Origin of the sequence: Actinomadura sp. NPDC000600 (assembly GCF_040492135.1) — a bacterium.
GTDB lineage: Bacteria > Actinomycetota > Actinomycetes > Streptosporangiales > Streptosporangiaceae > Spirillospora.
This window is the reverse complement of the sequence record NZ_JBEUPD010000002.1, coordinates 53515-79423: the sequence shown is the minus strand read 5'-3', so window position 1 is coordinate 79423 and position 25909 is coordinate 53515. Positions and strand designations below refer to the sequence as shown.

Annotated in this window: 22 protein-coding genes; 13 read left to right on the top strand and 9 right to left on the bottom strand. The window is 71.5% G+C overall.

Annotated elements, in window-relative coordinates:
• Nucleotides 1-76: 76 nt before the first annotated feature.
• Both ABWI07_RS03180 and ABWI07_RS03175 read right to left on the bottom strand, forming a co-directional pair.
• Nucleotides 77-2107: a phosphocholine-specific phospholipase C gene (locus ABWI07_RS03180; protein ID WP_353817552.1), complete on the bottom strand. Its 2031-nt coding sequence runs from the start codon at nucleotides 2105-2107 to the stop codon at nucleotides 77-79.
• A gap of 126 nt (nucleotides 2108-2233) precedes the next feature.
• Nucleotides 2234-3922 carry an ATP-binding cassette domain-containing protein gene (locus tag ABWI07_RS03175; protein ID WP_353817551.1) on the bottom strand — a complete coding sequence of 563 codons (1689 nt, stop codon included), beginning with the start codon at nucleotides 3920-3922 and terminating at the stop codon, nucleotides 2234-2236.
• Nucleotides 3923-4132: 210 nt separating this feature from the next.
• Here ABWI07_RS03175 and ABWI07_RS03170 point away from each other — a divergent pair, with 210 nt between their 5' ends.
• The 5 genes from ABWI07_RS03170 to ABWI07_RS03150 all read left to right on the top strand — a co-directional run bounded on the left by ABWI07_RS03170 (nucleotide 4133) and on the right by ABWI07_RS03150 (nucleotide 12441).
• Complete coding sequence (locus ABWI07_RS03170; protein ID WP_353817550.1) at nucleotides 4133-4705, top strand: OsmC family protein; 573 nt, start codon at nucleotides 4133-4135, stop codon at nucleotides 4703-4705.
• A gap of 149 nt (nucleotides 4706-4854) precedes the next feature.
• Entirely contained in the window at nucleotides 4855-6141 is a 1287-nt protein-coding gene (locus ABWI07_RS03165) for a flavin-containing monooxygenase (RefSeq protein WP_353817549.1), read from the top strand.
• Nucleotides 6142-6157: 16 nt separating this feature from the next.
• A complete protein-coding gene (locus tag ABWI07_RS03160; protein ID WP_353817548.1) occupies nucleotides 6158-7477 on the top strand; it encodes an NAD(P)/FAD-dependent oxidoreductase in 1320 nt (439 codons plus the stop codon).
• 25 nt (nucleotides 7478-7502) lie between these two features.
• Entirely contained in the window at nucleotides 7503-10715 is a 3213-nt protein-coding gene (locus ABWI07_RS03155; RefSeq protein WP_353817547.1) for an ATP-binding protein, read from the top strand.
• Nucleotides 10716-11232: 517 nt separating this feature from the next.
• Entirely contained in the window at nucleotides 11233-12441 is a 1209-nt protein-coding gene (locus tag ABWI07_RS03150; RefSeq protein WP_160160946.1) for an extracellular solute-binding protein, read from the top strand.
• 151 nt (nucleotides 12442-12592) lie between these two features.
• Here ABWI07_RS03150 and ABWI07_RS03145 read toward each other — a convergent pair whose 3' ends face one another.
• Entirely contained in the window at nucleotides 12593-13060 is a 468-nt protein-coding gene (locus ABWI07_RS03145; protein ID WP_353817546.1) for a hypothetical protein, read from the bottom strand.
• 100 nt (nucleotides 13061-13160) lie between these two features.
• On the opposite strand from ABWI07_RS03145, the gene ABWI07_RS03140 reads away from it, so the two are divergent.
• The 4 genes from ABWI07_RS03140 to ABWI07_RS03125 all read left to right on the top strand — a co-directional run bounded on the left by ABWI07_RS03140 (nucleotide 13161) and on the right by ABWI07_RS03125 (nucleotide 16038).
• Nucleotides 13161-13919 (top strand): hypothetical protein, encoded by a 759-nt coding sequence (locus ABWI07_RS03140; RefSeq protein WP_353817545.1) that lies wholly within the window; start codon nucleotides 13161-13163, stop codon nucleotides 13917-13919.
• 62 nt (nucleotides 13920-13981) lie between these two features.
• Nucleotides 13982-14476: a DinB family protein gene (locus ABWI07_RS03135; RefSeq protein ID WP_353817544.1), complete on the top strand. Its 495-nt coding sequence runs from the start codon at nucleotides 13982-13984 to the stop codon at nucleotides 14474-14476.
• 369 nt (nucleotides 14477-14845) lie between these two features.
• Nucleotides 14846-15346 carry a hypothetical protein gene (locus ABWI07_RS03130; RefSeq protein ID WP_149260210.1) on the top strand — a complete coding sequence of 167 codons (501 nt, stop codon included), beginning with the start codon at nucleotides 14846-14848 and terminating at the stop codon, nucleotides 15344-15346.
• Between the two features lie 17 nt (nucleotides 15347-15363).
• Nucleotides 15364-16038: a hypothetical protein gene (locus tag ABWI07_RS03125; RefSeq protein ID WP_353817543.1), complete on the top strand. Its 675-nt coding sequence runs from the start codon at nucleotides 15364-15366 to the stop codon at nucleotides 16036-16038.
• A gap of 156 nt (nucleotides 16039-16194) precedes the next feature.
• On the opposite strand, the gene ABWI07_RS03120 is transcribed toward ABWI07_RS03125, so the two are convergent.
• From ABWI07_RS03120 to ABWI07_RS03095, 6 genes are all read right to left on the bottom strand, one after another.
• On the bottom strand, nucleotides 16195-17202 hold the full coding sequence (locus tag ABWI07_RS03120; protein ID WP_353817542.1) for a cyclase family protein: 1008 nt from the start codon (nucleotides 17200-17202) through the stop codon (nucleotides 16195-16197).
• Nucleotides 17199-18197 (bottom strand): LLM class flavin-dependent oxidoreductase, encoded by a 999-nt coding sequence (locus ABWI07_RS03115; RefSeq protein ID WP_353817541.1) that lies wholly within the window; start codon nucleotides 18195-18197, stop codon nucleotides 17199-17201. Before ABWI07_RS03115 ends, ABWI07_RS03120 begins: the two co-directional genes overlap by 4 nt.
• Before the next feature lie 12 nt (nucleotides 18198-18209).
• The gene (locus ABWI07_RS03110) at nucleotides 18210-19307 is read right to left on the bottom strand and encodes an ABC transporter substrate-binding protein (protein WP_353817540.1); all 1098 of its coding nucleotides are present in this window, start codon (nucleotides 19305-19307) and stop codon (nucleotides 18210-18212) included.
• Between the two features lie 158 nt (nucleotides 19308-19465).
• The gene (locus tag ABWI07_RS03105; RefSeq protein ID WP_149260214.1) at nucleotides 19466-20551 is read right to left on the bottom strand and encodes an ABC transporter substrate-binding protein; all 1086 of its coding nucleotides are present in this window, start codon (nucleotides 20549-20551) and stop codon (nucleotides 19466-19468) included.
• 16 nt (nucleotides 20552-20567) lie between these two features.
• Nucleotides 20568-21437, bottom strand: coding sequence for a cupin domain-containing protein (locus ABWI07_RS03100; protein WP_149260215.1), 870 nt, complete (start codon nucleotides 21435-21437; stop codon nucleotides 20568-20570).
• A 31-nt stretch (nucleotides 21438-21468) separates the two neighbouring features.
• Entirely contained in the window at nucleotides 21469-22359 is an 891-nt protein-coding gene (locus ABWI07_RS03095) for a DUF6282 family protein (protein ID WP_353817539.1), read from the bottom strand.
• Nucleotides 22360-22663: 304 nt separating this feature from the next.
• Here ABWI07_RS03095 and ABWI07_RS03090 point away from each other — a divergent pair, with 304 nt between their 5' ends.
• Genes ABWI07_RS03090 through ABWI07_RS03075 form a run of 4 tightly spaced genes read left to right on the top strand, consistent with a single transcriptional unit; the run spans nucleotide 22664 to nucleotide 25905 of the window.
• Complete coding sequence (locus ABWI07_RS03090) at nucleotides 22664-23449, top strand: IclR family transcriptional regulator (RefSeq protein WP_149260217.1); 786 nt, start codon at nucleotides 22664-22666, stop codon at nucleotides 23447-23449.
• Nucleotides 23450-23457: 8 nt separating this feature from the next.
• Nucleotides 23458-24258 carry an ABC transporter ATP-binding protein gene (locus ABWI07_RS03085; RefSeq protein ID WP_149260218.1) on the top strand — a complete coding sequence of 267 codons (801 nt, stop codon included), beginning with the start codon at nucleotides 23458-23460 and terminating at the stop codon, nucleotides 24256-24258.
• Nucleotides 24259-24266: 8 nt separating this feature from the next.
• Nucleotides 24267-25148, top strand: coding sequence for an ABC transporter permease (locus ABWI07_RS03080; protein WP_353817538.1), 882 nt, complete (start codon nucleotides 24267-24269; stop codon nucleotides 25146-25148).
• Nucleotides 25138-25905 (top strand): HpcH/HpaI aldolase family protein, encoded by a 768-nt coding sequence (locus tag ABWI07_RS03075; protein ID WP_200841959.1) that lies wholly within the window; start codon nucleotides 25138-25140, stop codon nucleotides 25903-25905. The genes ABWI07_RS03080 and ABWI07_RS03075 overlap by 11 nt, the downstream gene beginning before the upstream one ends.
• The last annotated feature ends 4 nt before the right edge of the window (nucleotides 25906-25909 follow it).

Below are 25909 nucleotides of genomic sequence, written 5' to 3'. Positions count from 1 at the left end.
CTGTTTTTGGCATTCGTGGGCGCCCTCGCCGAGGTGGTATTTGGCGAGGGCGTCACGGGGGTGTAGCCGGGACGGGTCAGGTGCTCAGGGCCGGGTCGGTCGTGCTGGGCTTGCCGTCCTCCACGTGACCGGCGAAGCGTCGCAGGAAGGACTTGTCGGTCGCGCAGGTCACGGAGAGGTCGTACCAGGACTTGGTCCGGCCCAGGTCGGTGTTGTGGACGGCTCGGCCGCCGGGCGGGATCGTGTAGCTCGCCGAACGCCCGCCGTAGGCGTTGGAGACCGTGAGGCGGCAGACGGACTTGCCGTTGTTGACCAGGAGGAGTTTCAACGTGCCGCGGTTGTCGCGGACGGTCGCCTCGACTCCGGTGCCGGCAGCCCCCTTGAACCGCCGCAGGAATCCGTTCGGGCCGTGCACCGAGAAGTCGTAGGCTCCGTCGATCTTCCACGAGTCCGACAGCTTCCTGCCCTCGTGGACGGTGTAGGTCCAGGGGCCGTCCGTCTGGCTACAAGAGGTCACGTGGAAACAGATGCCCGCTTGGGTCCCGGCAGAGAAGTCGATGACGAGCTTGCCGCCGCGGAGCCTGCCGTCCACCACGGGTGCGTAGGGCAGAGGCCGCGCGGGACGGACGCCCCGCTCCTGCTCGGGCAGGGCAGGAGTCTTCGGCGGGGTGGGGACGTAGTCGTTGTGCCGTTCGTGGTCCTTGGGCGCGTATCCGCTGGTGTCGGGAAGGGGCACCGGCCGCTCGTTCGGACGCGCGAAGTCGAACGCTGACGTGAGGTCCCCGCACACCGCGCGGCGCCAGGGCGAGATGTTGGGTTCGCGCACGCCGAAGCGCCGCTCCATGAACTGGATGATCGAGGTGTGGTCGAACACCTGCGAACAGGCCCAGCCGCCCTTGCTCCACGGTGAGACGGCGAACATCGGGACCCGCTGGCCCAGCCCGTACGGGCCGGCGACGTATTTGGCCGACCCCGGGTAGATCTCGTTGGTGGGCTCGGCGGTGGACAGGCCCTTCGCGCGCGAGGACGGGGGGACGGGCGGCACGACGTGGTCGAAGAACCCGTCGTTCTCGTCGTAGGTGACGAGCAGGACGGTCTTGCTCCACACCTCCGGCTTAGCGGTCAGCGCGTCCAGCACCTTCGCGATGTACCAGGCGCCGTAGTTGACGGGCCAGTTCGGGTGCTCGCTGAACGCCTCAGGGGAGGCGATCCACGAGATCTGCGGGAGTCTGCCGCCCAGCACGTCCGCCTTCAGAATGCGGAACAGGTCGTCCCCGGCCTTGGCGTTGGTTCCGGTTCGGGCCTTTTCGTAGAGAGCGTCGCCCGGCTTGGCGTTCCTGTACTTGTTGAAGTAGAGCAGCGAGTTGTCGCCGTAGTTTCCGATGTACGGGTCGTTCGTCCAGCCCCAGGATCCGGCCGCGTCCAGGCCCTCCCCCGCGTCCTGGTAGACCTTCCAGGAAACCCCGGCCTTCTCTAGCCGCTCTGGGTACGTGGTCCAGTCGTAGCCGAGCTCGTCGTTCGCCAGGACGGGCCCGCCGCCGGCACCGTCGTTACCGGTGTACCCCGTCCACATGTAGTAGCGGTTCGGGTCGGTGTTGCCGATGAAGGAGCAGTGGTACGCGTCGCACACGGTGAACGCGTCAGCGAGCGCGTAGTGGAACGGGATGTCCTCACGCGTCAGGTAGGCCATCGTCGTCGCCGTCTTGGCGGGGATCCACTGGTCGTACTTGCCGTCGTTCCAGGCCTTGTGCCCCCCGTTCCAGTCGTGGTTGAGGCCCTGGATGAACTCCATTCCGAGGTCGTCCACATCGGGACGGAACGGCAGGACGTCCTTGGTGCCGTCCGACTGGTGCCACACCGTCTTGCCATTCGGAAGCGTCACCGGGCGCGTGTCACCGAAGCCCCGAACCCCGCGCAAGGAGCCGAAGTAGTGGTCGAACGAACGGTTCTCCTGCATCAGCACGACGATGTGCTCGACGTCGCGGATGGTGCCGGTGCGGTTGTGGGCCGGGATGGCAGCCGCCCTCGCGATGCTGTTCGGCAACGCGGTGAACGCTGCGGTTCCACCTGCCAGCTGCAGAAAGCGCCGCCGGTTGAACTCCGTCATGGCTGGGATGCCTCCCTAATGGGCGGTGCAGTGAGGGGGGCACTAGATCAGCAGGCGTCTGCGAACTCCCAGCGACGCGTGCGGGAAGCCGCCAGTAACGCCGCACGAAGGCGGTCACCGCACCAGTCAGCGGCTGGTGGGGAGGGTCCTCCGGTGGAGGGTCCACACGGCCGCGAGGAACGCGGCGACGCCCAGCACCGCGAGGAGGAGCAGGTCGCGCCAGGCGCTCACGGTGAAGGCGGGCACGTAGGACGACAGGTCGGGAGAGCCGGCGAAGCGCTCGTCGAGATCAAGGAGCGAGCCGAGGGCCTGGAACGCGTGACGGTTCGCCAGGACCTGGCCGAACGCGCGGCCCGGCGCCGCCATGTCCGTCACCGGGACCACCGCTCCGGCGAACAGCACCTGCGGGAAGCAGAGCATCGGCAGCGCCAGACACGCCTGGGCGGCGTTCCGCACGGCCGCCGAGACCAGCAGGCCCAGCGCGAGCGCCGAGGTGGCCTCCATGAGGATCACGCCGAACAGCGCCGCGTACACCCGCGCGTCGGCGGGCGGCAGCCGGTCGAGCATCCGCAGGACGCCGAGCAGCAGCACGTCGACGACCGCGAGCAGCGGCACCAGCATGGTGATCTTGGACGCGAGGTAGGCGGTGACGCTCAGTCCCGCGAACCGCTCGCGCCGGAAGACGCCGAACTCCCCGACGATCTGGAGCAGGCCGTAGGTGAGGCCGAAGAAGAAGCCGTCGAAGGCGAGCCAGAAGACGATCTGCACCGGCGCGGCCCCGTGACCGCGGGGGGCGAACCCGCCCGGTTCGAACAGGACCGCCATCATCGAGGTCACCAGCACCGGTGAGCCGAGCAGGACGGCGAGGGTGAGCCGGTTGCGGACCATGACCTCGGCGTTGCGCCGGGTCAGGTGCCACCACTGGCGGATCGGGCCCGGCCGGTGCCGCGAAGGCACGCCCGGCGCCGCGGAGCCCGTGGGTGCTGTGGACGCCTCCGGGGCCGTGGGCTCGCGGTGGCCCGCCGCGCCGTCGAGCAGCACATAGACGTCGGCCAGGTCTGTGACGCCGAACTGCCGTTTGGCCTCCTCCGGCGAGCCGCTGAACGCCAGGGTGCCGCCGGGGGCCATCAGCACCACCCGATCGCACAGATCCGCGTCCTCCGGCCGGTGCGTGGAGAGGACGACGGTGACGCCCCCGCCCGACAGGGCGCGGAGCAGCCTCAGGACCTCGACGGACGTCACCGGGTCCAATCCGGACGTGGGCTCGTCCAGGAAGCAGACCCGCGGCCGGGCCAGCATCTCCACCGCGATGCTGGCCCGCTTGCGCTGCCCTCCCGAGAGGGCGCTCACGGGCACGGAAGCGCGTTCCGCCAGGTCGAGGCCGTGCAGGATCTCGTCGACCCGGCGCGAGATCGCCGCCTCCGGCGTCCCGGCCGGGAGCCTGAGCCGGGCGGCGTACGCGAGCGTGCGCCGCAACGGCAGCTCGGTGTGGATGATGTCGTCCTGCGGCACGAAGCCGACCGCGCCGCCCGCCGCCGGGTCGGCGCCGTCGTGCCGGACCCCGCCCGCCGACGGCGCGGCCAGCCCGGCCAGCGTCTCGAGCAGCGTGGTCTTTCCGGCGCCGCTGCCGCCGAGCACCGCGACGAGCTCGCCCGGCTCGATCACCAGCGAGACCTCGTCCATGATGCGCCTGCCGCCCGCGTCCCGGCTCAGGCCCTCCGCCTCGATCCTGGCGCCGGCCTCGCTCCCGGCGCGCGCCTCGATCCCGTTGGTGTCCGTCGACGGCGGCCTCGTCGCCGTCCCTTCCGTCCGCATGGCCTTCTCCTCGCGACGTCGTGAACCATCGGCCGACCACAACGCTCGCGCGAGGACCTTCCGCGGCCCTTCCCCGCGACCTTCCCGGGCCGGAGCCATCGGGGAAGGTCCGGGGAAGGCGCCCTTCGTAGCTTCCTCACGTCGTCCCGAACGGCAGCACAGTCCGCGGCGCCGCCGCGGCACGGGCGGGACGACAGAAGGAGAAGCACAATGGCCACCACGCTCAGCCGCGCGCCGCGCAACGGCGTCGACGTTCCGGCCCTGTTCGCCACCCTGGACGCGGTCAAGGGCAAGCCCGAGCTGGCCCGGTTCCAGTTCCGCGCGACCAACCGCTGGATCAGCGGCACGCACAACCGCAGCACCATCAAGGGCTTCTACGGCGCGGGCCAGGAGGACACCACCCGGACCGAGGAGTTCGCTTACGACGCGGACCACCCGGCGGTGCTCGTCGGCGGCGGCAAGGCCCCCACCCCGGTGGAGTTCCTGCTGCACGCGCTGGCCGCGTGCCTCACCGCGGGCCTGGCCAACATCGCCGCCGCGCGCGGCATCACCCTCACCGAGGTCGAGTCGACCGTCGAGGGCGACATCGACCTGCTCGGCATCCTGGGCCTGTCGCAGGACGTCCGCAACGGCTACCAGGGCATCCGGGTCGGCTTCAGGATCTCCGGGGACGCCTCCGACGAGGTCCTGCGCGGGCTCGTCGAGCAGTCGCGGGCCCGGTCGGCCGTGTACGACGTGATCACCAACGGCGCCCCGGTCGAGATCGACGTCGCCACCGACTGAGCCGGCGTCCGCCCGCCGGCACCGCGCCCAGCGGGCCGGCACGGGTCACAGGGCCGGTGCCGCGCTCACCGAGCCGGTGCCGGCTCGCCCCCCGCCCCATCCACTCATCGATCGGCAGCGCCGGACCGCCGGCGCACGGGGAGCCCATCGTGTACAGCCACGGCAAAGGCCGCACCGACACGGACCTCATCGACATCGGTCACATCGACACCGTCGTCATCGGCGCCGGGCACGCGGGCCTGGCGATGAGCCGCCACCTCGCCGATCGCGGCGTCGACCACGTGGTGGTCGAGCGCGGGAGGATCGCCGAACGCTGGCGGAGCGCGCGCTGGGACTCGTGCCGGCTCCTCACCCCGAACCGGCTGACGCGGCTGCCCGGCCGGGCGTACCAGGGCGCCGACCCGGACGGTTTCATGACCGCCGCGGGCCTGGCCTCCTACCTGGAGGACTACGCCCGCTCGTTCGCCGCGCCGGTCGTGGAGTCGACCGCGGTGACCGAGGTCCGGCAGCTCCCCGGCGGGGACGGCGGATACGTCGTCCGCACGGACCGCGGCAGTTGGACGGCGGCGAACCTGGTGATCGCCACGGGCTACCACGCCCACGCGCAGGTGCCCGGGTGCGCCGCCGGGCTGCCGCCGGACCTCGTGCAGGTCACCGCGGCCGGGTACCGGAGCCCCGCGCACCTGCCCGAGGGCGGCGTGCTGGTCGTCGGCGCCTCGGCGTCCGGCGTGCAGATCGCCGACGAACTGCGCCGGGCGGGGCGGCAGATCACGCTCGCGGTCGGCGCGCACAGCCGGCTGCCCCGCCGCTACCGCGGCCGGGACATCTTCTGGTGGCTGGAGCGCACGGGGTCGCTGGACCGGGTGATCGACGACCTGCCCGACCCGGCGCGCGCGCTGCGAGAGCCGTCCCTGCAGCTCAGCGGCTCCGACCGGGCCGTGGACCTCGGAGCACTGCGGGACCGCGGAGTCCGGGTGGCGGGGCGGCTGGCGGCGGTGGAGGGCGGGGCCGTCCGGTTCGCCGACGACCTGGGCGCCACCACCGCGGCGGCCGAGGCGCGCCTGCGCAGGGTCCTCGCCGGGATCGACGACCATGTGGCCGGCTCGCCGGTACCGGACGCCGAGCCCGTCCCGCCGGTGCTGCTGGAGTCCGGGCCGCGCACCCTCGACCTGCGGCGCGCCGCCGTCTCCACGGTCGTGTGGGCCACCGGCATGCGGCCCCGCTACCCGTGGCTGAAGGTCCCCGTGCTGGACGGGACCGGCCGGATCCGGCACCGGCGGGGCGTGACCGCCGCCCCCGGCCTGTACGCGATCGGGCTGCGGTTCCAGTACCGGCGCGATTCCACGTTCATCGGCGGCGCCCGGCACGACGCCGCCTACCTCGCCGACCACATCGCCGTCCGGCGTGCCGCACGGCCGCGACGGACGCCGCACTGACGAACGGAACACGATGATGCCTGCCTCGACCCCGCACCACCGGCCGGACCGGCGCGCCTCCCACGCCGTCGATCCGCATGGCGCTCCCCGCCCGCAAGCCCCTTCCGGCGAGTACGACGCCGTCGTGGTCGGCGCGCGCTGCGCCGGCGCGGCCACCGCGATGCTGCTGGCCCGCCGCGGACTGCGCGTCCTCGTGCTGGAACGGGCCCGGCGCGGCACCGACACGCTGTCCACCCACGCGCTGATGCGGGGCGGCGCCACGCTCCTGCACCGCTGGGGGCTGCTCGACCGGATCGCCGCCGCGGGCACGCCCCCCGTCCGCCGGACCCGGTTCCACTACCCCGGCGAGACGGTCACCGTGTCGATCAAGCCTGCCGCCGGGGTGGACGCGCTGTACGCGCCCCGGCGGACCCTGCTGGACTCGGTGCTCGTGGACGCGGCCGTCGCGGCGGGCGCGGAGGTGCGGTTCGGAGTGGCCGTCACCGACCTGGTCCGCGACTCCGGCGGGCGGGTCACCGGGGTGGTGGGCCGGACCCGCTCCGGCGATCCGGTGCGGGTCCGCGCGCGGTTGACCGTCGGCGCCGACGGAGCGCGTTCCCTGGTGGCCCGGCGGGCCGGCGCGCGGACGGAGCACGTCGGCACCGGGGCCGGCGCGATCGTCTACGGATACTGGACGGGGCTGCCGACCGACGGGTACGAGTGGTTCTACCGGCCGGGCGGCAGCGCCGGGCTCATCCCCACCAACGACGGACGCGTGTGCCTGTTCACCGGCGTCCCGGCCGACCGGTTCGCCCGGGAGGTCGCCGGGGATCTGCGCCGCGGCTACCGGCGGCTCGCCGCGGAGATCGCCGGTCAGGCCGGCGACCGGCTGGCCGCCGCCGAGGCGCCCCGCCGGCTGCACGCCTTCCCGGGCCGTCCCGGCTTCCTGCGCGGCGCGTGGGGCCCGGGCTGGGCGCTGGTCGGCGATGCCGGCGGCTTCCTCGATCCCCTGAGCACGCACGGCATGACCGACGCGCTGCGCGACGCGCACCTGCTGGAGCAGGCGGTGGCGGAGATGCTGCGCGGGGCCGCCGAGCACGAGGCGCTCGCCAGGTACCAGTTCCGCCGCGACCGGCTCTGCGGGCCGATCTTCAAGGTGGCGGACCGGCTGGCCGGATACCGCTGGGACGTCGCCGAGGTCCAGGGGCTGCTGCGGGAGATGAGCTCGGCGATCAGCAAGGAGACCGAGGCCCTGTCAGAGGCCCTGTCAGAGGCCCTGTCACCTGCGGGAACGATGTCCGAACAGCGGCAAATGATCACTAATGCGCATTATGGTGAGTGGAGGTCGGCGACATGAGCGGCCATGGATCGGCAGGTGGTCGATGGTGAAGCGGGCCGGGCGCGAGGCCGTCGAGGTCGCGCTGCTGGGCCGGTTCGAGGTCCGGGTCGCGGGAGACCCGGTCCCCGCCGCTGCCTGGAGCCGGCGCCACGCCGCGGCGCTGGTGAAGATGCTGTCGCTCGCACCCCGCCGCCGGATGCACCGCGAGCAGGTCATGGACGCGCTCTGGCCGGACGTGCCCGTGCACGAGGCGGCGCCCCGCCTGCACAAGGCGGCGCACTTCGCCCGCCGCGTCCTCGGTACCGGCAGCCTGGTGCTGCGCGCCGAATCGGTCATGCTCTTCCCGGACGTCGAGATCGACATCGACGTGCTCCGCTTCCAGGAACTCGCCGCCAAGGCCCTCCAGGAGGGCGACCAGGCCGCGGCGTCCGAGGCGGCGGACGCGTACCGGGGCCCGCTCCTGCCCGAAGACCCCTACGAACCATGGGCGGACGAGCCGCGGGATCGCCTCCACTCCGAATACCTCCGGATGCTGCGCCAGGCCCGGCGGTGGGCCGAGCTAGCCGAGCAGGACCCGGCCGACACCGAGGCCCACCTGGAGCTGATGCGCCGGCACGCCGGCCTCGGGGACCGCCGCGCGGCACTGCGCCAGTTCGAGCGCATGGACCGGGCGCTCCACCGGGAACTGGGCGTGGGGCCGAGCGACGAGGCCATCGCACTGCGCAACTCGCTCGTGGAGACCGCCGGCCCGCCGGGCGCCCCCGCCCCGTCCGCGCGGACCGCCCTGGTCGGCCGCGCGGCGTCCACGGCGACCCTCGAAGGCCTGCTGGCGGAGGCCGGCCGGGACCGCGGCCTCGGCCGCACGGTGTTCATCTCGGGCGCGCCCGGCATGGGCAAGTCGACGCTCGCCGAGTGGATGCGCGGACGGGCCGCCGCCCGCGGCTGGCGGGTCGGGCACGGCGTCGCCGCCCCGATCGAGGGCGCCTGGGCGTACGCGCCGGTGCTGGAGGCCCTCGCCGACCTGTGCCGGCACCACCCCACCCTGCTGGACGGCCTGGACGACCGGTGCCGGGAGGACATCGACCGGGCGCTGTCGGGCCGGGTGCTCGACTGGGACGGCGACGGCAGCCACCAGCGGCTGTTCGTGGCCGTGGCCGAGCTGGTCCGGCTCGCCGCGGCGGGCACCGGCGTCCTGCTGACGGTCGACGACGTGCACGAGGCCGACGACGCCAGCCTGCGGCTGCTCCACTACCTGTCCCGCAGCTGCCTGTCCGAGCGCCTGATCCTGGTGCTGACGCATCGCCGGCAGCCGATCACCGAGGCCTTCGAGAACGTCCGGGCGAGCCTGCTGGGCCGGACGGCCGCCATCGAGGTGGCCCTGGCGCCACTCGACCGCGCCGAGACCGCCGAGCTGGTGGCCGCCTGCCGCCCGGACGCGCCCGGCGGGCTCGTCGAGCACATCTGGGACGTCTCCGGCGGGGTGCCGTTCCCGATCGTCGAGCTGGCGCGGACCGCCGGACTCTCCCGGGACGGCGGCGCGGAGGGCGAGCCCATGCCGGGCGACGCCGTGCTGGCGGTGCTGTCCCCCCGGCTGCGCACCGCCCTCGAACCCGTCGCGACGGCGGGATCGACGTTCGACACCGACGAGTTCATCGCGCTGTGCGGCCTGCCGGACGAGGACGAGGCGTTCGACTGCCTCGACGCCGCACTGGCGGCCCTGGTGGTCGAGCGGACCCTCGGCGGCTACCGGTTCCGGCACCGGCTGATCCGCGACGCGCTGCTCGCCGGGATCCCGCCGCACCGCGAGCGGGCGCTGCACCGGGCCTGCGCGCGGCGGCTCGCGGCGATGGGGTCCTCGCCGGCCCGCGTCGGCCACCATCTGCTGTCCGCTGGTGAGCACCGGGCCGCGGTGCCGTACGTCCTGCGGGCGGCCGAGACCCAGGCGGCCGTGGGGGCCTACCGCGACGCGCTGTCCCTGGTGGACTCGGTGCGCTCGGTGGCGGAGGGAGCGGACCTGGCCAGGGTCCTGGCGCTGCGGGCCGAGCTGCTGGGCGCGGTCGGCGACCCGGCCGCGATCTCCGCGTTCCGGCAGGCCGTCGCGGCGGCTCCCGAGGCCGCGCGGCGGCCGCTGCGCGCCCGGATGGCCCTGACGGCCGTCTACCTCCACGACCTCGACACCGCGGGCGCGGTGCTGGCCGGGCTGGAGGCCCCCGCCGCCGACGGCGAGCAGACGGGCGGGGACGGCCGCGACCAGCGCGACGCGAACGCCACGATCATGCTGATCAAGGGCTACCTGGCCTACTTCGGCGGCGACCTGGACGCCGCGTGGGAGGCGGTGTCGACGGCCGACCGGCTGAGCGCGGCCGACAGCGCCGGCTGGCGGCAGCTCGACATGATCGCCCTGAAGGGGCTCATCACGCACAACCGCGGCGAGTGGGACCAGCTGATGCGGCTGGAGCTGATGCGCACCCGCCAGGACCCCGGGCTGACCACGGCCGTCTTCGACTCGCACCTGTGCGTGGTCGAGTTCCTGCTCTACGGCCCGACCCCCTACTCGGAAGTGATCGAGTTCGCCCGGACCCTCCGCACGACCGCGGAGCGGGCCGGCGCGCTGCGCGCGGTGGCCTTCGCCGGCACGGTGATCGGCGAGGCCGCGCTGCTGCACGGCGACCTGGACCTCGCGCTTTGCGAGCTGACCGACGCGGTGGACCTGCATCGCGAGCTCGGCGCCACGATGGGCGAGGCGCACTCGCTGCAGCGGCTGGCCGAGGTCCGCCTCGCCCTCGGCGACCGCGCCGAGGCCGGCCGCCTGCTCCGCCGGGCCCTGCCGCTCGCCCGCTGGGCGCCGCTCGCGATGCACCTGCTCCAGCGCGTCTACGGCACGATGGTGGCGGCCGAGGAGGACCCCGAGGCGGCGCGCGCGGTCGTCGACGCCGCGGAGGCGTCCCTGGCCCACACCGACTTCTGCCCGTTCTGTGCCGTCATGTTCGAGGTCCCCTCCGCGATCGCGTGCACCCGCGCCGGCGACCTCGCCGAGGCGCGCCGCCACCTGGAGCGGGCCGAGCTGTCCGCGGCGATGTGGGAGGGCACGGCCTGGCAGGCGGCGATGCTGGAGGCGCGAGCCCACCTGGCCCGCGCCGAAGGGGCCGCGGACGAGGCGGCCGAACTGCTGTCGCGGGCCGCCGCGATGTTCGAGGAGGCGTCGCAGCCCCTGGACGCCGCCCGATGCCGCGCCGGCATCCCCGAAGCGGTCTGACCGCCTCGGCACCCCCGCCGTCGACGTCGATGAAGGTCGCGGCTGGCAGTGGCCGTCATGCCATATAAGGAATGGACCCGGCGCCGAAAGCGCGCGGAGCCGTTCGTCGCGGTGGTCGGAGGGTGGCGCGCTGGGGCGAGCGTCAGCGCCCGGTGGACTTTGCACATATCCGAGTAAGGGCGCATCGCAGCGGGTTGGTAACTCTGCGTCACGGGTACGCACGGCTGGTGACGATCGGGCTTGAACGCGGCCCGTGCGGAGGTTGCGGCGATGAGTCCGGGAGCCAGGTCACCGCCGCGGGACACTGGGGGTTGGGATGGGACGGGATCCTGCACGCGTCTCTCGGCGCGGGGCGCTCAAGCTGGCGGGGGTGGGGGCACTTGGCGCGACGGCGGCCGCACGCGTCCCCGGAGGCGGGGATCAAGGGACCGCGGCGCAGCCGGAGCCCCCCACGATCTTTCTCGAGCCGACCAGGAAGCTCTCGGGCACGTTGTCGATCCTCCAGCGGAGGCATTACGTGCCCCGCTACGACAGGTGGTTCGACGCCTTCGCCAAGGAGTGGGGGAGGCGCGTGGGAGTGGACGTGCGAGTCGAGCACGTCGTCCCGGAGAGTCTCGTGTCGCGCACGCAGGCGTTGATCGAGGCGGGGACCGGCCAGGACCTCATCGAGTGGATCAGCCCTCCCGCGCAGCTCGAACCGTACCTCGTCGACATGGGCGACCTCCAGGCGGAAGCGGTCAGACGCTTCGGCCTCGAACAGCCCCTCTGCAGGAAGGCCGCCTACAACCCCTCCACGCGGAAGTACTACGGCTACACCCACGCCTGGGCCCCCTGCCAGGGCAACTACCGCAAGAGCCTGTGGCGGCAGGTGGGAATGGGCGACGGACCGTCGACCTGGGACGAACTGCGTGAGGGCGGCAGGGCGATCAAACGGAAGCTCAACGTCCCCGTGGGCATCGGCATGTCCAACGAGCTGGATTCCAACATCTCGGTCCGGGCGCTCATGTGGTCGTACGGCGCGTCGGTGCAGAACGAGCTCGAGCAGGTGGTGATCAACTCACCCGAGACGGTCGCCGCCGTCACCGCCATGGTGCGGCTCTACCGGGAGGCGATGACCCCGGAGGTGTTCTCCTGGAACCAGCTCTCCAATAACCAAGGGCTCATAGCCGGACGACTCTCCTACATCGCCAACCCCGTCTCGGCGTTCCGCACCGCGCAGGCCGAGGCCCCCAGGATCGCCGACGACATCTTCTTCAAGCGACCGCTCAGGGGCCCGACGGGTCTGGGCCTCAGCGGCCCGCAGCCGGTCTTCGTCTACTTCGTCCCCAGGTTCTCCAGGAATGTCGACGCCGCCAAGGAGTTCCTTCTCAACCTGTCGGCCAACGACGCGAGCAGCACCTACCAGTCCGAGCTGTACAACCTGCCGGCGTTTCCGGCCGTGGTGCCGCAACTGGACCGCTGGTTGTCAGACGACCCGTTCGGGGCACGGCCGTCCGACAAGCTCAAGCTGCTGCAGGACGCGGCGACATGGACCGCGAACATCGGCTACCCGGGACCGTCCAACCCCGCCATCGGCGAGGTGTTCACCCGATCGATCCTGCCGCGGATGATGGCGCGCGCCGCCCAGGGAAGGCAGACGCCCAAGCAGTCGGTGGCCCTGGCCGAAGCCGAGATCAAGCCGATCTTCGAAAAATGGGGCTCCCGCGGCCTCCTCTGCAACTGCTGAGAACAACAGCGACCCCGACGTCACCAGGGCGCTCGGCCACAGTGCGGAGGCGGCGCGCGCGACTGACGCGTTGATTCCGGCGCGCAGGACGGGGTCGGCCCAGCGCTCGCGGCAGTTGGCGATAGTCCTGACGACATTGACGGCGACCTGCTCACTGTTTTCGGGGGGTCCGTTCGGCGAGGCGACGTCTCAGACCCGTTCGCATGCGCGCTGACGCACCAGGCAATGCGGCCAGGTGATGCAACTCGTCCGGTTGCAGTTCCTGCCGGGTGGCGAGTGCGAGCACAGCCGCGTATGGCCGAGTCGTGGATGACAGCAATCGGGCTTCGATCTCGGCCATCACTCTGAGCAGCACCTCGCGATCAGCGTTGGGGTGCTCGGCAAGGAGCCGCAAGAGCAGACCGTCGTTCCAAGCGCTGTCCCGCTTTGAGGACAGGTCGGCTAGGACGTCCACAGGTGTGCGGGGGTTGGATGCCAGTGCCTGCCAGACGAATGGGTACGGACACCGGGCGAGATGGAGGAACGTCTGCATGTCGGTGTGCAGAGCGCTCGCCGCGTCGAGGTAGTCCGCAGGCGTGCGGAAGCGCGGGGGTACTTCGTCATGTTCGCCCATGCCCACCTCGGACAATCTACGCTCGAACGCCTCTTGCTCCACCTCGGGCTGTCCGGGGCGTCGGGGTTGAGGGTAACGCGGGTGGGTGCGGGGCGGATTAGCTGTTATGGCGCGATTTCATGGTTCGATCACAGTTTCGGCCCTGCCGCGTCAATGGTTTGAGACGTTCGTTGCCGACCTGTACGAAGTGCTCGAGACGGCTCGTGTGGTCGACGGCGCAGTTGTCACCGAAATCGGCGAGATCGAGGGGGTCCGACTCGTCAAAGGGCGGCATCTGGCGACCGGCGCGCGGTACCGGCTGGAGGGGGACGGCGAAGCAGACGACGACTCGACGAGCGAGCTGGTCGTTTCGCGGTGGAGCCGCCGCCGCGAGAGCAGCGTTGAATTCATCAGCTCGGACGGCGACGGCACCGCCTCCGGTGTGCTGCGCTTTGACAGCGCCACGCGGCCGAGGAATTTCACCATGGCAGGGAGGTACCAGGGTTCGGGACGGCTGCGGCAGATGTCGTGGAAGGGCAGCGCCGATATCGAACGGTGGTGGGAGCAAGTGAGCGAGGCCGGCGCGAAGCGGGCCAAGCCGCCGTTGACCGCGAGGCTGTCGCATTCGCTTGTCTCGCTGAAACTCGCGATCGCTGCGGAGCCGGCGGATGACGGTCGCTGGTCGATCGATGTGACCCTGGTGGTCCGCGGACGCTTGTGGGCCCGGCCGGTTGGCGCGCTGGCCTCTCTGTTCGGAGGCTTCGCCCTGCGGCGGCTCTTCAAGCGCGGCCTCGATGACGTCCGGCGCGAGTGGGAGGACAACGTGCCCGCCCTGGTCAGGGAGGATCCGCTCTACGCGGTGGGGAAGGTGCTCATCCCACCCTGAGCGCCGAGCACGTGCTCGCTTCTCGTGCACCGCGGGTGAGCGGGACCCATATCGTTGGGATCATGGCTCTCCTCTCGTCCATGGAATCCGCCGTCTGGGACGCACCGCTCCGCGAGCAGTTCGAGGTGTTCCTCGATGAGCACCGGGCCGCGTTGCACGACTGCCTGGACGGGCTGACCGAGGAGCAGGCGCGACGCCCGCTGGTCGCCTCGAAGACCACGCTGCTGGGGCTGGTCAAGCACGCGACGTTCGTCGAGAAGGTCTGGTTCGACGAGGCGATCAAGTGCAGGTCCCGCAGCGAGATCGGCATCCCGGACACGCCCGACGAGTCGTTCGATCTCGACGACGGCGACACGATCGCGTCCGTCCAGCGGGCCCATCGGGAGGCCTGCGCGGCGTCTCGCCAGGCCGCGGCGGACCTGGCCCTGGACGATCTCGTGCTCGGCAACCGGCGCGGGCCGCTGCCGCTGCGCTGGGTCTACCTTCACATGCTGCGCGAACTGGCCCAGCACTGCGGCCACGCGGACATCCTTCGCGAACAACTGCTCCAGGCCTAGGTTCCGGACGGGAAGACCGCAAGCGGCGGGAAAGCCGCGCTCACTCAGCGCATTGCAGCAATTACCCGTTGAACATTGGTCGCCCCATCACATTTCCCGTGGCGCACTGAAACCGGACCTTGCCCGGCGTTGCTCCGCATAGTTCCCAGGGACTAGCCGAACTGGTGCCCTGGCTTCTGTCGTCACCGCATGCCGAAGGGCTTAGCTCTTTGCTAAAGCCCCTATCGAATCCGCCCTGTCCGTGGGTTCGCGGAGATGATGGAAATGACAGCCAATCCCCCGCGCGGCGAATTCCCCGCGCGCCGGCCTCGCCGCCTGGCCGGTGCCCTCCGAATCCTCACGGTGACGGCCGTCGCCTCCGGTGCCCTGTTGGCCGTTCAGGCCCAGGCTCAGGCGACGCCGTTCCCCGAGACCCGGCTGGCCGACAACGCCACCCACACATACTGCATCCGCGGCGGCGGCTGGACGACCGCACGCAGGACGTCCGTGGTCTGGGGCATGAACCGCCTGGCCAACACCACCGACATGGGCGCCAAGTCCGAGAGCTGCACCCTCAGGACGGACGTCGTCTGGCTGACCAAGAATCTGGAGGCGGGCGTGCGCGGCCAGACGAAATGCACGCGGCTCATCGGTCCCAAGTGCGACAGCGCCACCATCTGGATGGACTTCCCCGAACTCGCCAAGGGGACCGACGACTGGTACGACTACCGCAAGACGGCCGTGCATGAGATCGGGCACACCATCGGCTTCGGCCACCACGCCAGCAGCTCGCACAAGTGCGCCATGATCAGCGGTGAGGTCCCGAGCCGCTCGATCGTCTGGCGCAGTTACACCGCCCATGACCGCAGCCACATCAACGCGAGCTACTGAGCCGAGGGGACACCAATATGAAGACGAACATCGTCGTCATGTCCGTCGCCGCGATCGGTCTCGCGCTCACGGCGACCGCGTGCTCCGGCGGCGAATCCGACGCCAGGTCCGCCGCCGCCGGTGGTGCGGGCGACTCGGGCTCGGTGCGCACGCTGACCGGTCTGGCCGCTCAGAACCGCGACGTCGACTACGACCCGCTGACGTCGCCGGCGGACGCCAGGAAGAAGGCCGACCTCATCGTCACGGGGACGCTGACGAAGGTGGAGGACGGCATCCGGCTCGCCGGCGATCCCACCCAGGCGAAGGACGACTACGTCACCTTCGTCCTCAACGTCCACAAGGTGCTGGACGGGAAGAAGGGCGGGGTGACGGGCGGCAAGGTCTACGTCTCGGTCTTCACCGGCGGCGCGGCCCCGGCCGCCAAGCTGGCCGCGCTCAATCCGCAGGCGAAGGTCGTGGCGGTTCTCGACGACATCACCAACTGGCAGCCCTCCCCCGATGAGACCGTCGTCCGTCCGGCGAACATCCCGGCGGGCGCACGTCTGTACGCGCCCTACACCGACGGTCTGTGGCTCCAGGGCCGCAGCGACACCAGGATGTTCGGCGTCGGCGTCGAGGCCGCCGACCTGCCCGCCGGCTGGCGGCATGCCAAGACCGTCGACCAGTTCTCGGCCGCCCTCGACGGCAGCTGATCGGGATACCCCGCCGCGGGCATTGGCCGCCAACAGCCAAGGCCCGGCGCAGCGGACCGCGGTAGCGCCGCCCTCCTGGCTTCCCGAGACCAGGAGGGCGGACGTCCGCGCCGGCGACGGCTTCCTACCCGAGGCCGCCGTCCCCCGCGTGACCCTTCACTTGATCGCCATCGCGTTCGGCGGTGATCCGACGCCGCCGACCAGGTTGAGCGGTTTGGCGGTCAGCATGAACTCGTAGGTCCGGTCGGCGTGGCAGTCCTCGGCCAGCGCCTCCAGGTTCCACAGCTCACCGAGGAACAGGCCCAGCAGGGCGATCAGCGGACGGTGCATCATCCCGTTGTGGACGACGCCGCGTTCGGGGAGCGGCTCGTCCGGGTCGACCAGGCCCGAGTGCGGGTTGACCGGGTGCGCCTCGACGCCCAGGTCGTCGGAGGCGACCATCGCGAAGCGGTGGTCCCAGAGCCACCCGATCATCTCCTGCGACTGGATGAGGCCGGGGTGCCGGATCTTGGACCGGAAGGCGTGCCGGTCCTCCTCGCCGACCTCGTTGAGCCAGTACTGGGCCCAGCCGACCCTGAGCAGGAGCACGTCCCCGGGCCGGAACTCCACGCCCTGCGCCGCGGCCGCGGAGTCCAGGTCGGCCGGAGTGATCATGTAGTTGCCGGCCGGGTCGAGCGGGGTGCCGCGGTCGGCGAAGTGCCGGGCCACGTCGAGCAGCACGCCGCGGGCGACGATGCCGCGCTGCGCGACCGTCTGGATGCCCAGGGCCGGCGTCTCCTCGGCGATGTCCTCGTCGGGCACGCCTCCGTAGAACCCGTACCGCGGGTGGCGGATGTGCCGGAGCCCGTCGATCTGGGACGTCGACTGCAGGTAGAACGAGTCGAGCCAGTCGTCCCGGTGGTTCGGGTTGTTGGAGAAGATGTGGTGCACGGTCTTCGGTCTGGTCCCGGCCGGCGGCGGGACGAAGGTGTTCAGCGGGTAGTCGAGGTTGAACACGGTGCCGCGGCGGACGAGCCCGACCGCGTCCCGCACCTGGTCAGGGCCGATGAAGTTGAGCGTGCCGAGCTGGTCGTGCTCGCCGAAGACCCCCCAGGACGAGCCCGGTGGCGCGTCCTCGCGTTCGAGCAGCTCCCGGTACGCGGGGATGCCGTCCCGTGGACTCATCCGAGCGCTCTCCTCTCCGTGTCCGATCTCGCCGGCGGCGGGTCGCCCCCGGCCTTGTCCAGTTCGGGCAGCACGGCGCTCCCGACCAGCGTCAGCGTCCGCCGGGCCACCTCCGGCGGCGTCCCGTACGGGGCGACGCGGAGCTGGACGGACGTGACCCCGGACGCGGCGTACCGCCGGAGCGCCGCCACGACGTCGGCCGGTGACCCGACCAGCGGGAGCCGGGGGGCTTCCGGGCCGTCCAGGCCCATCCACGCGCGACGGCTCGTGTAGTAGTCGAGGACGGGCGCGAAGTACTCGGCCGCCGTCTCCCGGGCGCGGCCGGCATCCTCGTCCACCAGGCACAGCCGGGTGACCGCCACCTCGCCCGGCGCTGCGCCGCGCGCGTCCCGGTACTCGGCGGCCCGCGCGGCCAGGAGATCGTCGCCGTAGTTGGTGGCCGCGTAGTAGCCGTCGCCGATGGTCGCGGCCCTGACCGCCCCCGCGGACGTGCGCCCGCCGAGCAGGATCGGCGGGCCTCCCGGCCGCGCGGGCGGCGGCATGACCGGCGCCGGTCCTTCCGTTCCGGGTGCGGCCGACCAGGTCTCGCGCAGCGAGGCGACCAGGGCGGCGAGCCACTCCGCCGGGCGGCGGCCGTCCGTGCCGCCGCCGACCCGCTCCGCCAGATCGGCGTTGCCGAGGGCGAGGCCGAGGGTCAGCCGGCCGGAGCACAACTGGTCGAGCAGCGCCGCCTCGTAGGCGAGCCGCCGGGGCTCGTACGCGCGGGCCAGCAGCACCGCCGTGCCGAGCGGCAGGTCCGTGCGCCCGGCCAGGTGCGCGAGGACGACCAGCACGGCCGGGAGGTGGAACACCTCGGGCCGGACGTGGTAGCTCTCCCCCAGCCAGGCCGAGGTGAGCCCGTTCTCCTCGGCCGCCTCCAGCAGGCGCGCGGCGCGGTCGACCTGGGGGCGGGTCGCCTGTGCCGACCCCAGGTCGAGCGCCGCACCGAGCCTCATGCCGGTTCCATGTCAGGCCGCCTTCTTCGCGGCGGCGCGGATCTCGTCGTGGGGAAAGGCATTGATCTTCGCTATCAGGTCGTTGGTGTAGATGTCGGTGGCCGGGAACTCCTTGCCGATCAGGCCGGCGGCGGTCATGAACTTCACGGTGGCGGTGACCGAGGCGGGGTCCATCCGGCCCCAGCCGTCGCCGTCGCCGGGCCCGGCCTTCTGGCCGTCCAGCCGGACCTTGAGGACCTTGACCTGCCCGGCCAGCAGCCGGTCCTCCGGAACCGAGGCCGCTCCCTTGGCCTCGGGGTGCAGCTTCCACAGGTCGCCGACCGCGGCCTCGGGATCGGCCTGCGCGAAGACCACGCCCTTGGCGAACGCCCTGCCGAACCGGACGAGCAGGTCCTCCTTCTTCTTCAGGTCGGGCCGCTTCACCGCGAGCCCGCCGCCGAACAGGTTCTCCGTGCCGGGCACCGGCAGCGGCTTCAGCTTCACGCCGGAGTTCTCGACGATCTGGTACTGGGTGTCCCAGAGCGCCAGCGCGTCGACCTTGCCGCTCTTGATCGCGGTGACCTGCTCGGCGCCGGCGCCGATCGGCAGCAGCTTGATCGACTCCGGGTCGAGGCCCTGCGTCTTCATCGCCGTCCGGGCGAACGTCCCTCCGGAGCTGGCCACGGCGGTGACGCCGATCCGCTTGCCCGTCAGGTCGGCCACGGAGGCGATCGGGGAGTTCTCCAGGACCTTCAGGCTGTAGATCCAGCGCGTCCAGTACTGCGCGAAGTACGTCAGCCCGGTGTCCTTCGCGTGCCCGATCGAGACGGGTTCCGGTGTCATCAGCCCGACGTCGATCTGGCCGGAGATCACCTGCTGGGCGACCTGGGTCCCGGACGGGAACAGCTGCACGTCGACGTCCAGGCCCTCCTTGGCGAAGTAGCCTCTGGCCTCGGAGACGGCGAGGGTGGCGTATCCGGCGTTCCAGCTCGGTGAGCCGATGCCCAGCCTGATCCGGTCACGCCCGTCGGACGACTTGCCGCCGGACGAGCCGCCGCACCCGGCCAGCGCGAGCGCCGCGACGGCCAGCGCCACCACCGGCGCGAGCCGGCCGTGTCGGTTGAGTTTCACTGGGTCCCCCTAGCTGTGGGGTGGGGTGGAGGGAGGCGGGGGACTGCACACCGTTCACTAGGCGGCCTTCGCCGCGCCGTTCACTTCGCGGCCTTCGCCGCACGGTTCACTTCGCGGCCTTCGCCGCACGGTTCACTTCGCGGCCTTCGCCGCACGGTTCACTTCGCGGCCTTCGCCGCACCGCGGACCTCGGCGAAGGAGAACTTGTTGATCTCGGGGATCAGGTCGTTGGTGAAGATCTCGGTCGCCGGGAACGTCTTCTTGATCAGCCCGGCCTGCTGCATGTAGGACACCGTGGCGGTGACGGCCTTCTCGTCCATCTCGCCCCACCGGTCCTTGCCGGGCTCCACGCCCTGGCCGTCCAGGCGGACCTTCAGGACCTTGACCTGGTCGGACAGCACGGTGTCCTCGGGCGCGGACGCCGGGCCCTTGCTCTCGGGATGCAGCGTCCACAGGTCGCGGACGGCGGCGCCCGGGTTCGCCTGCGCGAAGACCATCGCCTTCGCCATGGCCCTGCCGAAGCGGGTCAGGACGTCCCGCCTCTTCTGGACGACGTCGGCCTTGACCGCGAAGCCGCCGCCGAACAGCCCGTCGGTCGAGGCGATCGGGATCGGGGTGAGGTCGATCCCGGCGTTCTTCACGAGCTGGTACTGGGTGTCCCAGAGGCCGAGCGCGTCGACCTTGCCGCTCTTGATCGCGTTGATCTGCTCGGCTCCCGAGCCGATCGGGATGAACTTCACCGTGCCGGCGTCCAGCCCCTCCATCTTCATGGCGGTGCGCACGAACGTCGTGCCGGAGCTGGCCACGGCGGTGACGCCGACGCGCTTGCCGGGCAGGTCCCGGACGCTCCGCACGCTCGAACCGGCGGGGACCTGGATGTTGGAGATCCACTTGGGGTAGTACCCGGCGAAGTAGACCAGCTTGGTGCCCTTCTCCAGCCCGATGCCCACCGGCTCCGCGGTCATCAGCCCGATGTCGGACTGCCCGGCGATGACCTGCTGCGCGACCTGGGTCCCGGAGGCGAACGTGGAGACCTTCACGTCCACCTTCTCCGTGGCGAAGTACTTGCGCGCCTCGGCGACCGCCAGCGTCGCGAACCCGGCGTTCCAGCTCGGGGTCGCGATCGCCACCTTGAGCACGGTCCGGCCGTCGGCCGTGACCTCCGGGTCGGACGACCCGCAGGAGACGGCGGTGAAGGCGGCCAGGACGACCGCGGTGAGGCTCCAGAGGGACTTCGGTTTCATGTCCCGTCCTTCCCGATCACGCAGGGGTGGGGTAGTCGTCGGAGTTCAGGACCAGGCCCGGCCGGGCGGAGAAGTCGGCTCGCGGCGGGCAGAAGATGTCGATCAGCTGGTTGCGGCCGGACCCGACGGACTGGGTGGTGTGCACCGCCGTCGGCGGGATCACCGCGACCGACGGGCTGCCGCAGGCTTGGTGCTCGTCGGGCAGCCACTCGCTCATCCGGCGCGTCCAGGGCGTGCGGATGTGGTGGACGAAGTCGCCCTCGACCGCGAGGGAGCACTGCTCGAAGTCGTCGTGCTGGTGCGGGGACAGGGACTCGGGGTCGCGGACGCCGGTCCGCGGGTTCAGGAAGTTCACCATGAACGTGCTGCACCGGAAGATGCGTCCGAACCGCTCGGGGTCGACGGGCACCTCCGACAGGGGGTACGCGCGGATGCGGTGGCCGCCGGGAGGGTCGGGCCAGGGCTCGAAGGACGCGACCTTGGGGTCGGGCTGCTCGTATGAATCCTGGTTGACGGCGGTCCGCGCGAGGGACTCGGCGGACGCCACGGTGAACAGCCGCACGAGGTCGCAGTCGGCGTCCGCCACGACCGAGGACCGGCCGGGCGGCATGACGATCACGGCCTGGCCCGTCACCGACCGCTCGTCGCCGGGGGTCCGCACGGTCGCCGCGCACCCTTCGTGGGGCAGGACGACGACGTACTCGTCGCTCTGGTCCTCGCGGGTGAGCTCGTCGCCCGCGACGGCGCTGGAGTAGGCGACGACGAAGTTCTGCCCGCGGGCCGTCCACGTCCGCGTACCGGCATCGGACCGCGCGCTCGGCTCGAGGTCGGGGAACTCGACGTACTCCGCGGCGGCCCTGCTCTTGCTCGCTTGCTGCGCTTGCACTGGAGACTCCTGTCTCTGGTCGTCCGCCTGTTCAGTCGTCCAGACCGAGCAGGCGGGCCGGGTTGACGCAGGTGATCTGCCGCAGGTCCGACTCGCTCAGCCCGAGGTCCAGCAGCGCCGACCCGACCCGGATGAAGGCGTCGACGGGGAGGGGGCGGTTGGCCTGGCCGAGGTCGGACGCGAGGACGGTGTGCTCGGGCCCGATCTTCTCGATCCAGGTGAGCAGGTCCTTGGGGTCCCACTTGCGGTACCCCTCGGGGTCGTACATCCCGACCTCGTGCTCGACGTAGGCGCCGCCGCGCACCAGTTCGAGGCACTGCTCCGGCTCGGCGCCGATGACGAAGTTCGGATGGTTGATGACCATGCGGGTGACGCCGCGGCGCCGGCCCTCGTCGAACAGCTGGGCGATCGTCTCCGGCGGGAGGTGGCCGCCGCTGAGGATCGCGCCGCTCTCGGCGATGAGGTCGAGGACCTCGTGCACCTCGGGGAGGAGGCCGCCGGCGTCGTCGTGGACGTCCACCCGGTCGGACGGGACGTCCACGGTCGCCGTGGGGAACCCGCCGCCCTCGGGATGGCATTCGATGTGCCGGCCGGAGGAGAAGGTCGGGAACCAGACGGCCTTCCCGCCCATGCGCAGGCACATCGCCACGGCATAAGGGTTGATGCCTCCGACCTGGCTGTTGAGCGCGATGCCGCCGAACACCCGGGTGCTGCTCCTGGCCAGGCGGTCCCCCATCGCCAGCAGGTCCATCACCGTGTTGTGGTGGTGCGACTTGACGACGATCGCGCGCATCTCGATTCGTTCGCCGTCGACCGCGGCGTCCGCGTGGTCGAAGCGCCGGGGGAACGGGTTCGGCCCCGAATGGCAGTGCAGGTCGATCGTTCCGCGCAGCACGGTGGTGATCGCGCTAGGTCCGGGCATCGGCAACCTCCTAGTTGTTCGCGATGCAGACTAGATGCCCACTTCGTGAACGTCAATGCTCGACCTGCGAATCCGTGGCGCGGCGGCGGCGGTGAGCACTCTCTTCTCATGTCGATCGCACAGAATCCCGCCTTCAGCGGGCCGAACTGATCAAGTTGCGAGCGATACAGCGACGGGCCAGCCGACCTGCACTCACTCTTGCGTGGCCCAGGTCACTTTGCTATCCTCGACGCTCACACGGATGGTGAACAACGAGTTCACATGACGACCAAAGCGCCGGAGCGCCAAGCCGAGGGAGACGTGCATGACGGAGCAGGGCCAGTCCGATATCCAGGCAGTGAGCCGGATGGCCCAGATACTCGCCCTGTTCGGCCCGGACTCACCGGAGCTGTCGGTGTCGGAGGCGACGGAGCGGCTGCGCCTCAACCGGACCACGGTGCACCGGTATCTCACGTCGATGACCGCGGCCGGGCTCCTCGAGCGCGGCAGCCGCCCGGCGAGCTACATACCCGGCCGGCTGATGATCCAGCTCGGCGCCTTCGCCATCGGGCAGCGCCGCATCATCCAGCTCGCCCCCGCCCACCTCCGCGAGCTGACCGGGCGGACGGGCGTCACGTCCGTGCTGTCGCTGTGGGGGCCGTCCGGCCCGGTGGTGTCGCTGGTCGAAGAGGACTCCGCCCACGGCACGCTCGTCACGGTGCGCGTCGGTTCGCAGCTCGCGCTCGACACCGCCCAGGCCATCGCCTTCCTGGCCCACCTTCCCGACCAGCTCCAGGTCGACCGGCTGCTGGCCTCCCTGCCGCTGGCCCAGCGCACCGGCCTGGTCGAGCGCATCACCGCCGCCCGGGAGATCGGGCTGAGCATCTACCCGGCCAACCAGCGCGGCATCAGCGTCATCGCGGCGCCCGTGTTCGCCGACTCGGGAGTGTGCGCCACCATCGCGGCGATCGGCACCGACCGGATGCTGCCCACGGCCCCCGACTCGCCGACGGCCGTCGCCGTCCGGGAGACCGCCATGGCCCTGACCAAGGAGATGGGCGGAACGCGGCCGCCCGCCCCGAGCGACCCGAGCGACCAGCCGAACGATTAGGACGGAACATGCCCACCCCCTCGCACCCGCCGACCGTCACCGACGTCGCGGTCGAACTCCGCCACATCACCATGCGCTACCAGGCCAAGCGCGGCAGGACCGTGCTCGCGCTGGACGATGTCAGCCTGACCGTCCCCGAAGGGCAGTTCGTCTCGATCGTCGGCCCGAGCGGATGCGGCAAGAGCACCCTGCTCAAGATCATCCTGGGTCTCACCCGGCAGAGCGAGGGGGAGGTGGCCTTCGGCCCGGCGCGCAGCCACGAGAACCTGCTGGGCATGGTCTTCCAGCAGCCCCTGCTGCTGCCGTGGCGCACCGTCGCGAAGAACATGACGATCTCCCACGACGTGGGGCCCCGCCGCCCGCGCGCCGACCTCGACAAGCGCGTGGCCGAGCACCTGGACATGCTCGGGCTCCGCGACTTCGCCGACCAGTACCCCCGCGAGCTGTCCGGAGGCATGCAGCAGCGGGTCGGCATCGGCCGGGCGCTCCTCCACGATCCGCGGATCCTGCTGATGGACGAGCCGTTCGGCGCCCTGGACGCGATGACCCGCGACCAGATGGGGCTCGACCTGCTCGACATCTGGGAGCGGGACCGCAAGACCGTCCTCTTCGTCACCCACAGCATCCCCGAGGCCGTCCTCCTGTCCGACCGGGTCGTCGTCATGACGCCGCGGCCGGGCCGCATCGCCGAGGTCATCGACGTCGACCTGGCCCGTCCCCGGCGGCTGGAGGACATCAACACTCCGGAGTTCGGCGAGATCGCCTCCCGCATCCGCGTCCTCCTCAACTCCGAGCACAGCGCGCACTAGGAGCGATCATGAAGCTTGGCAACACGCGGGCGGCCGAACAGGCGCCGGACACGGCGGACGCCGGCGGGGGCGGCGCACCCGCGCTCCGACCGGCGGGAAGGTCGGCGCCCCGGCGCCAGGTCCCCGGGTTCGTGCTCAGCTGGGGGCTGTTCTTCATCATCGTCGCCCTCTGGCAGCTGGTCGTCCGCGCCTTCGACGTGTCGATCGTGCTCGTGCCGGCGCCGTCCGACGTCGTGCACTCGCTGGTGGACGGCCTGGGAAGCGGGTTCCTGCTGGAGCACATGTGGGTCACGCTCAAGGAGATCCTCATCGGCTTCGGCCTGGCGATCGTCCTGGCGCTGGCGTCGGCGGGGCTGATCACCCAGTTCCGCGTCGTCGACAAGGCCTTCCTGCCCATCCTCGTGCTGATCCAGACCATCCCCAAGGTCGCCATGGCGCCGCTGCTGCTGATGTGGTTCGGCATCGGGATGACGTCCAAGGTCCTGACGATCGCGCTGATCGCCTACTTCCCGCTGCTCGTCAACTCCATCCTCGGACTGCGCTCGGCCGAGCCCGAGCAGATCGAGATGCTGAGGTCGTTCGGCGCGAGCGAGTTCCAGATAATGCGCCGGCTGCGGCTTCCCTCGGCGCTGCCGCACATCTTCGCGGGACTCGACGTGGCGGTGATCCTCTCCGTCACGGGCGCCGTCGTCGCCGAGTTCGTCGGCGCCACCGCGGGCCTCGGCTACACGATCCAGGCCACCAACTTCAACATGGACGTGGCCCGGACGTTCGCCGTGGTGGTGATGCTGTCGGTCATCGGCATGAGCCTGCACGCGGTCGTCGTCACGGCCAACCGGTGGCTGGTGTTCTGGGCGCCGTCCAGGAAGGACCACGCACGTGATCTCTGACCCCCCGGAGCTGTTCGCGGCGGACCGCGGCGTCCCGCTCGGAAGCTGGATCAAGATGACCGGTTCGGAGAGCGTCGAGATCGCCGCCTACGCCGGCTTCGACTTCGTCGTGATCGACCTTGAGCACTCCATGCTGAGCATGTCCGACGCGTACCGGCACATCGTCGTCGCGGCGGGCCACGGGCTGGTCCCGCTCGTCCGCATCCCCTCGCACGACCACGGCATCGTGCAGCGGGTGCTGGACGCCGGCGCAGGCGGCGTCCTCGTCCCCCATGTCGACACGGTCGAGCAGGCCGAGGCGGTCGTGCGCATGGTCAGGTTCCCGGGCGACGGCACGCGCGGCTCCGGCGGGACGAGCCGCGCCGGGGGCTGGGGGCTCCGCCCCCGTCAGGACTACCTGCGCTTCGGCAACGAAAAGGCCCTGTGCGTGCCGCAACTGGAGAGCGAGGAGGCCCTGCGCAACGCGCCCGGCATCCTCGCCGTCGAGGGCGTGGACGCCGTCCTCATCGGCGCGGCCGACCTCGCCCTGTCGATGGGGGTAGGGGCCGGCGACCCCCGGCACACCGACCTGGTGCGATCCGGCCTGAACGCGGCCCGTGCCGCGGGCCGACCGTGCGGGACGGCAGTGGGAAGCGCGACCGCGGCCGCCGAGGCGATCACGCAGGGCTTCGGCTTCGTGGTGGCCGGAAACGACACCACCCTCCTGGCCAGGGCGGCCACGACCCTCGTCCAAGAGGTCCGAGGACTACCCGCCTGAGCAA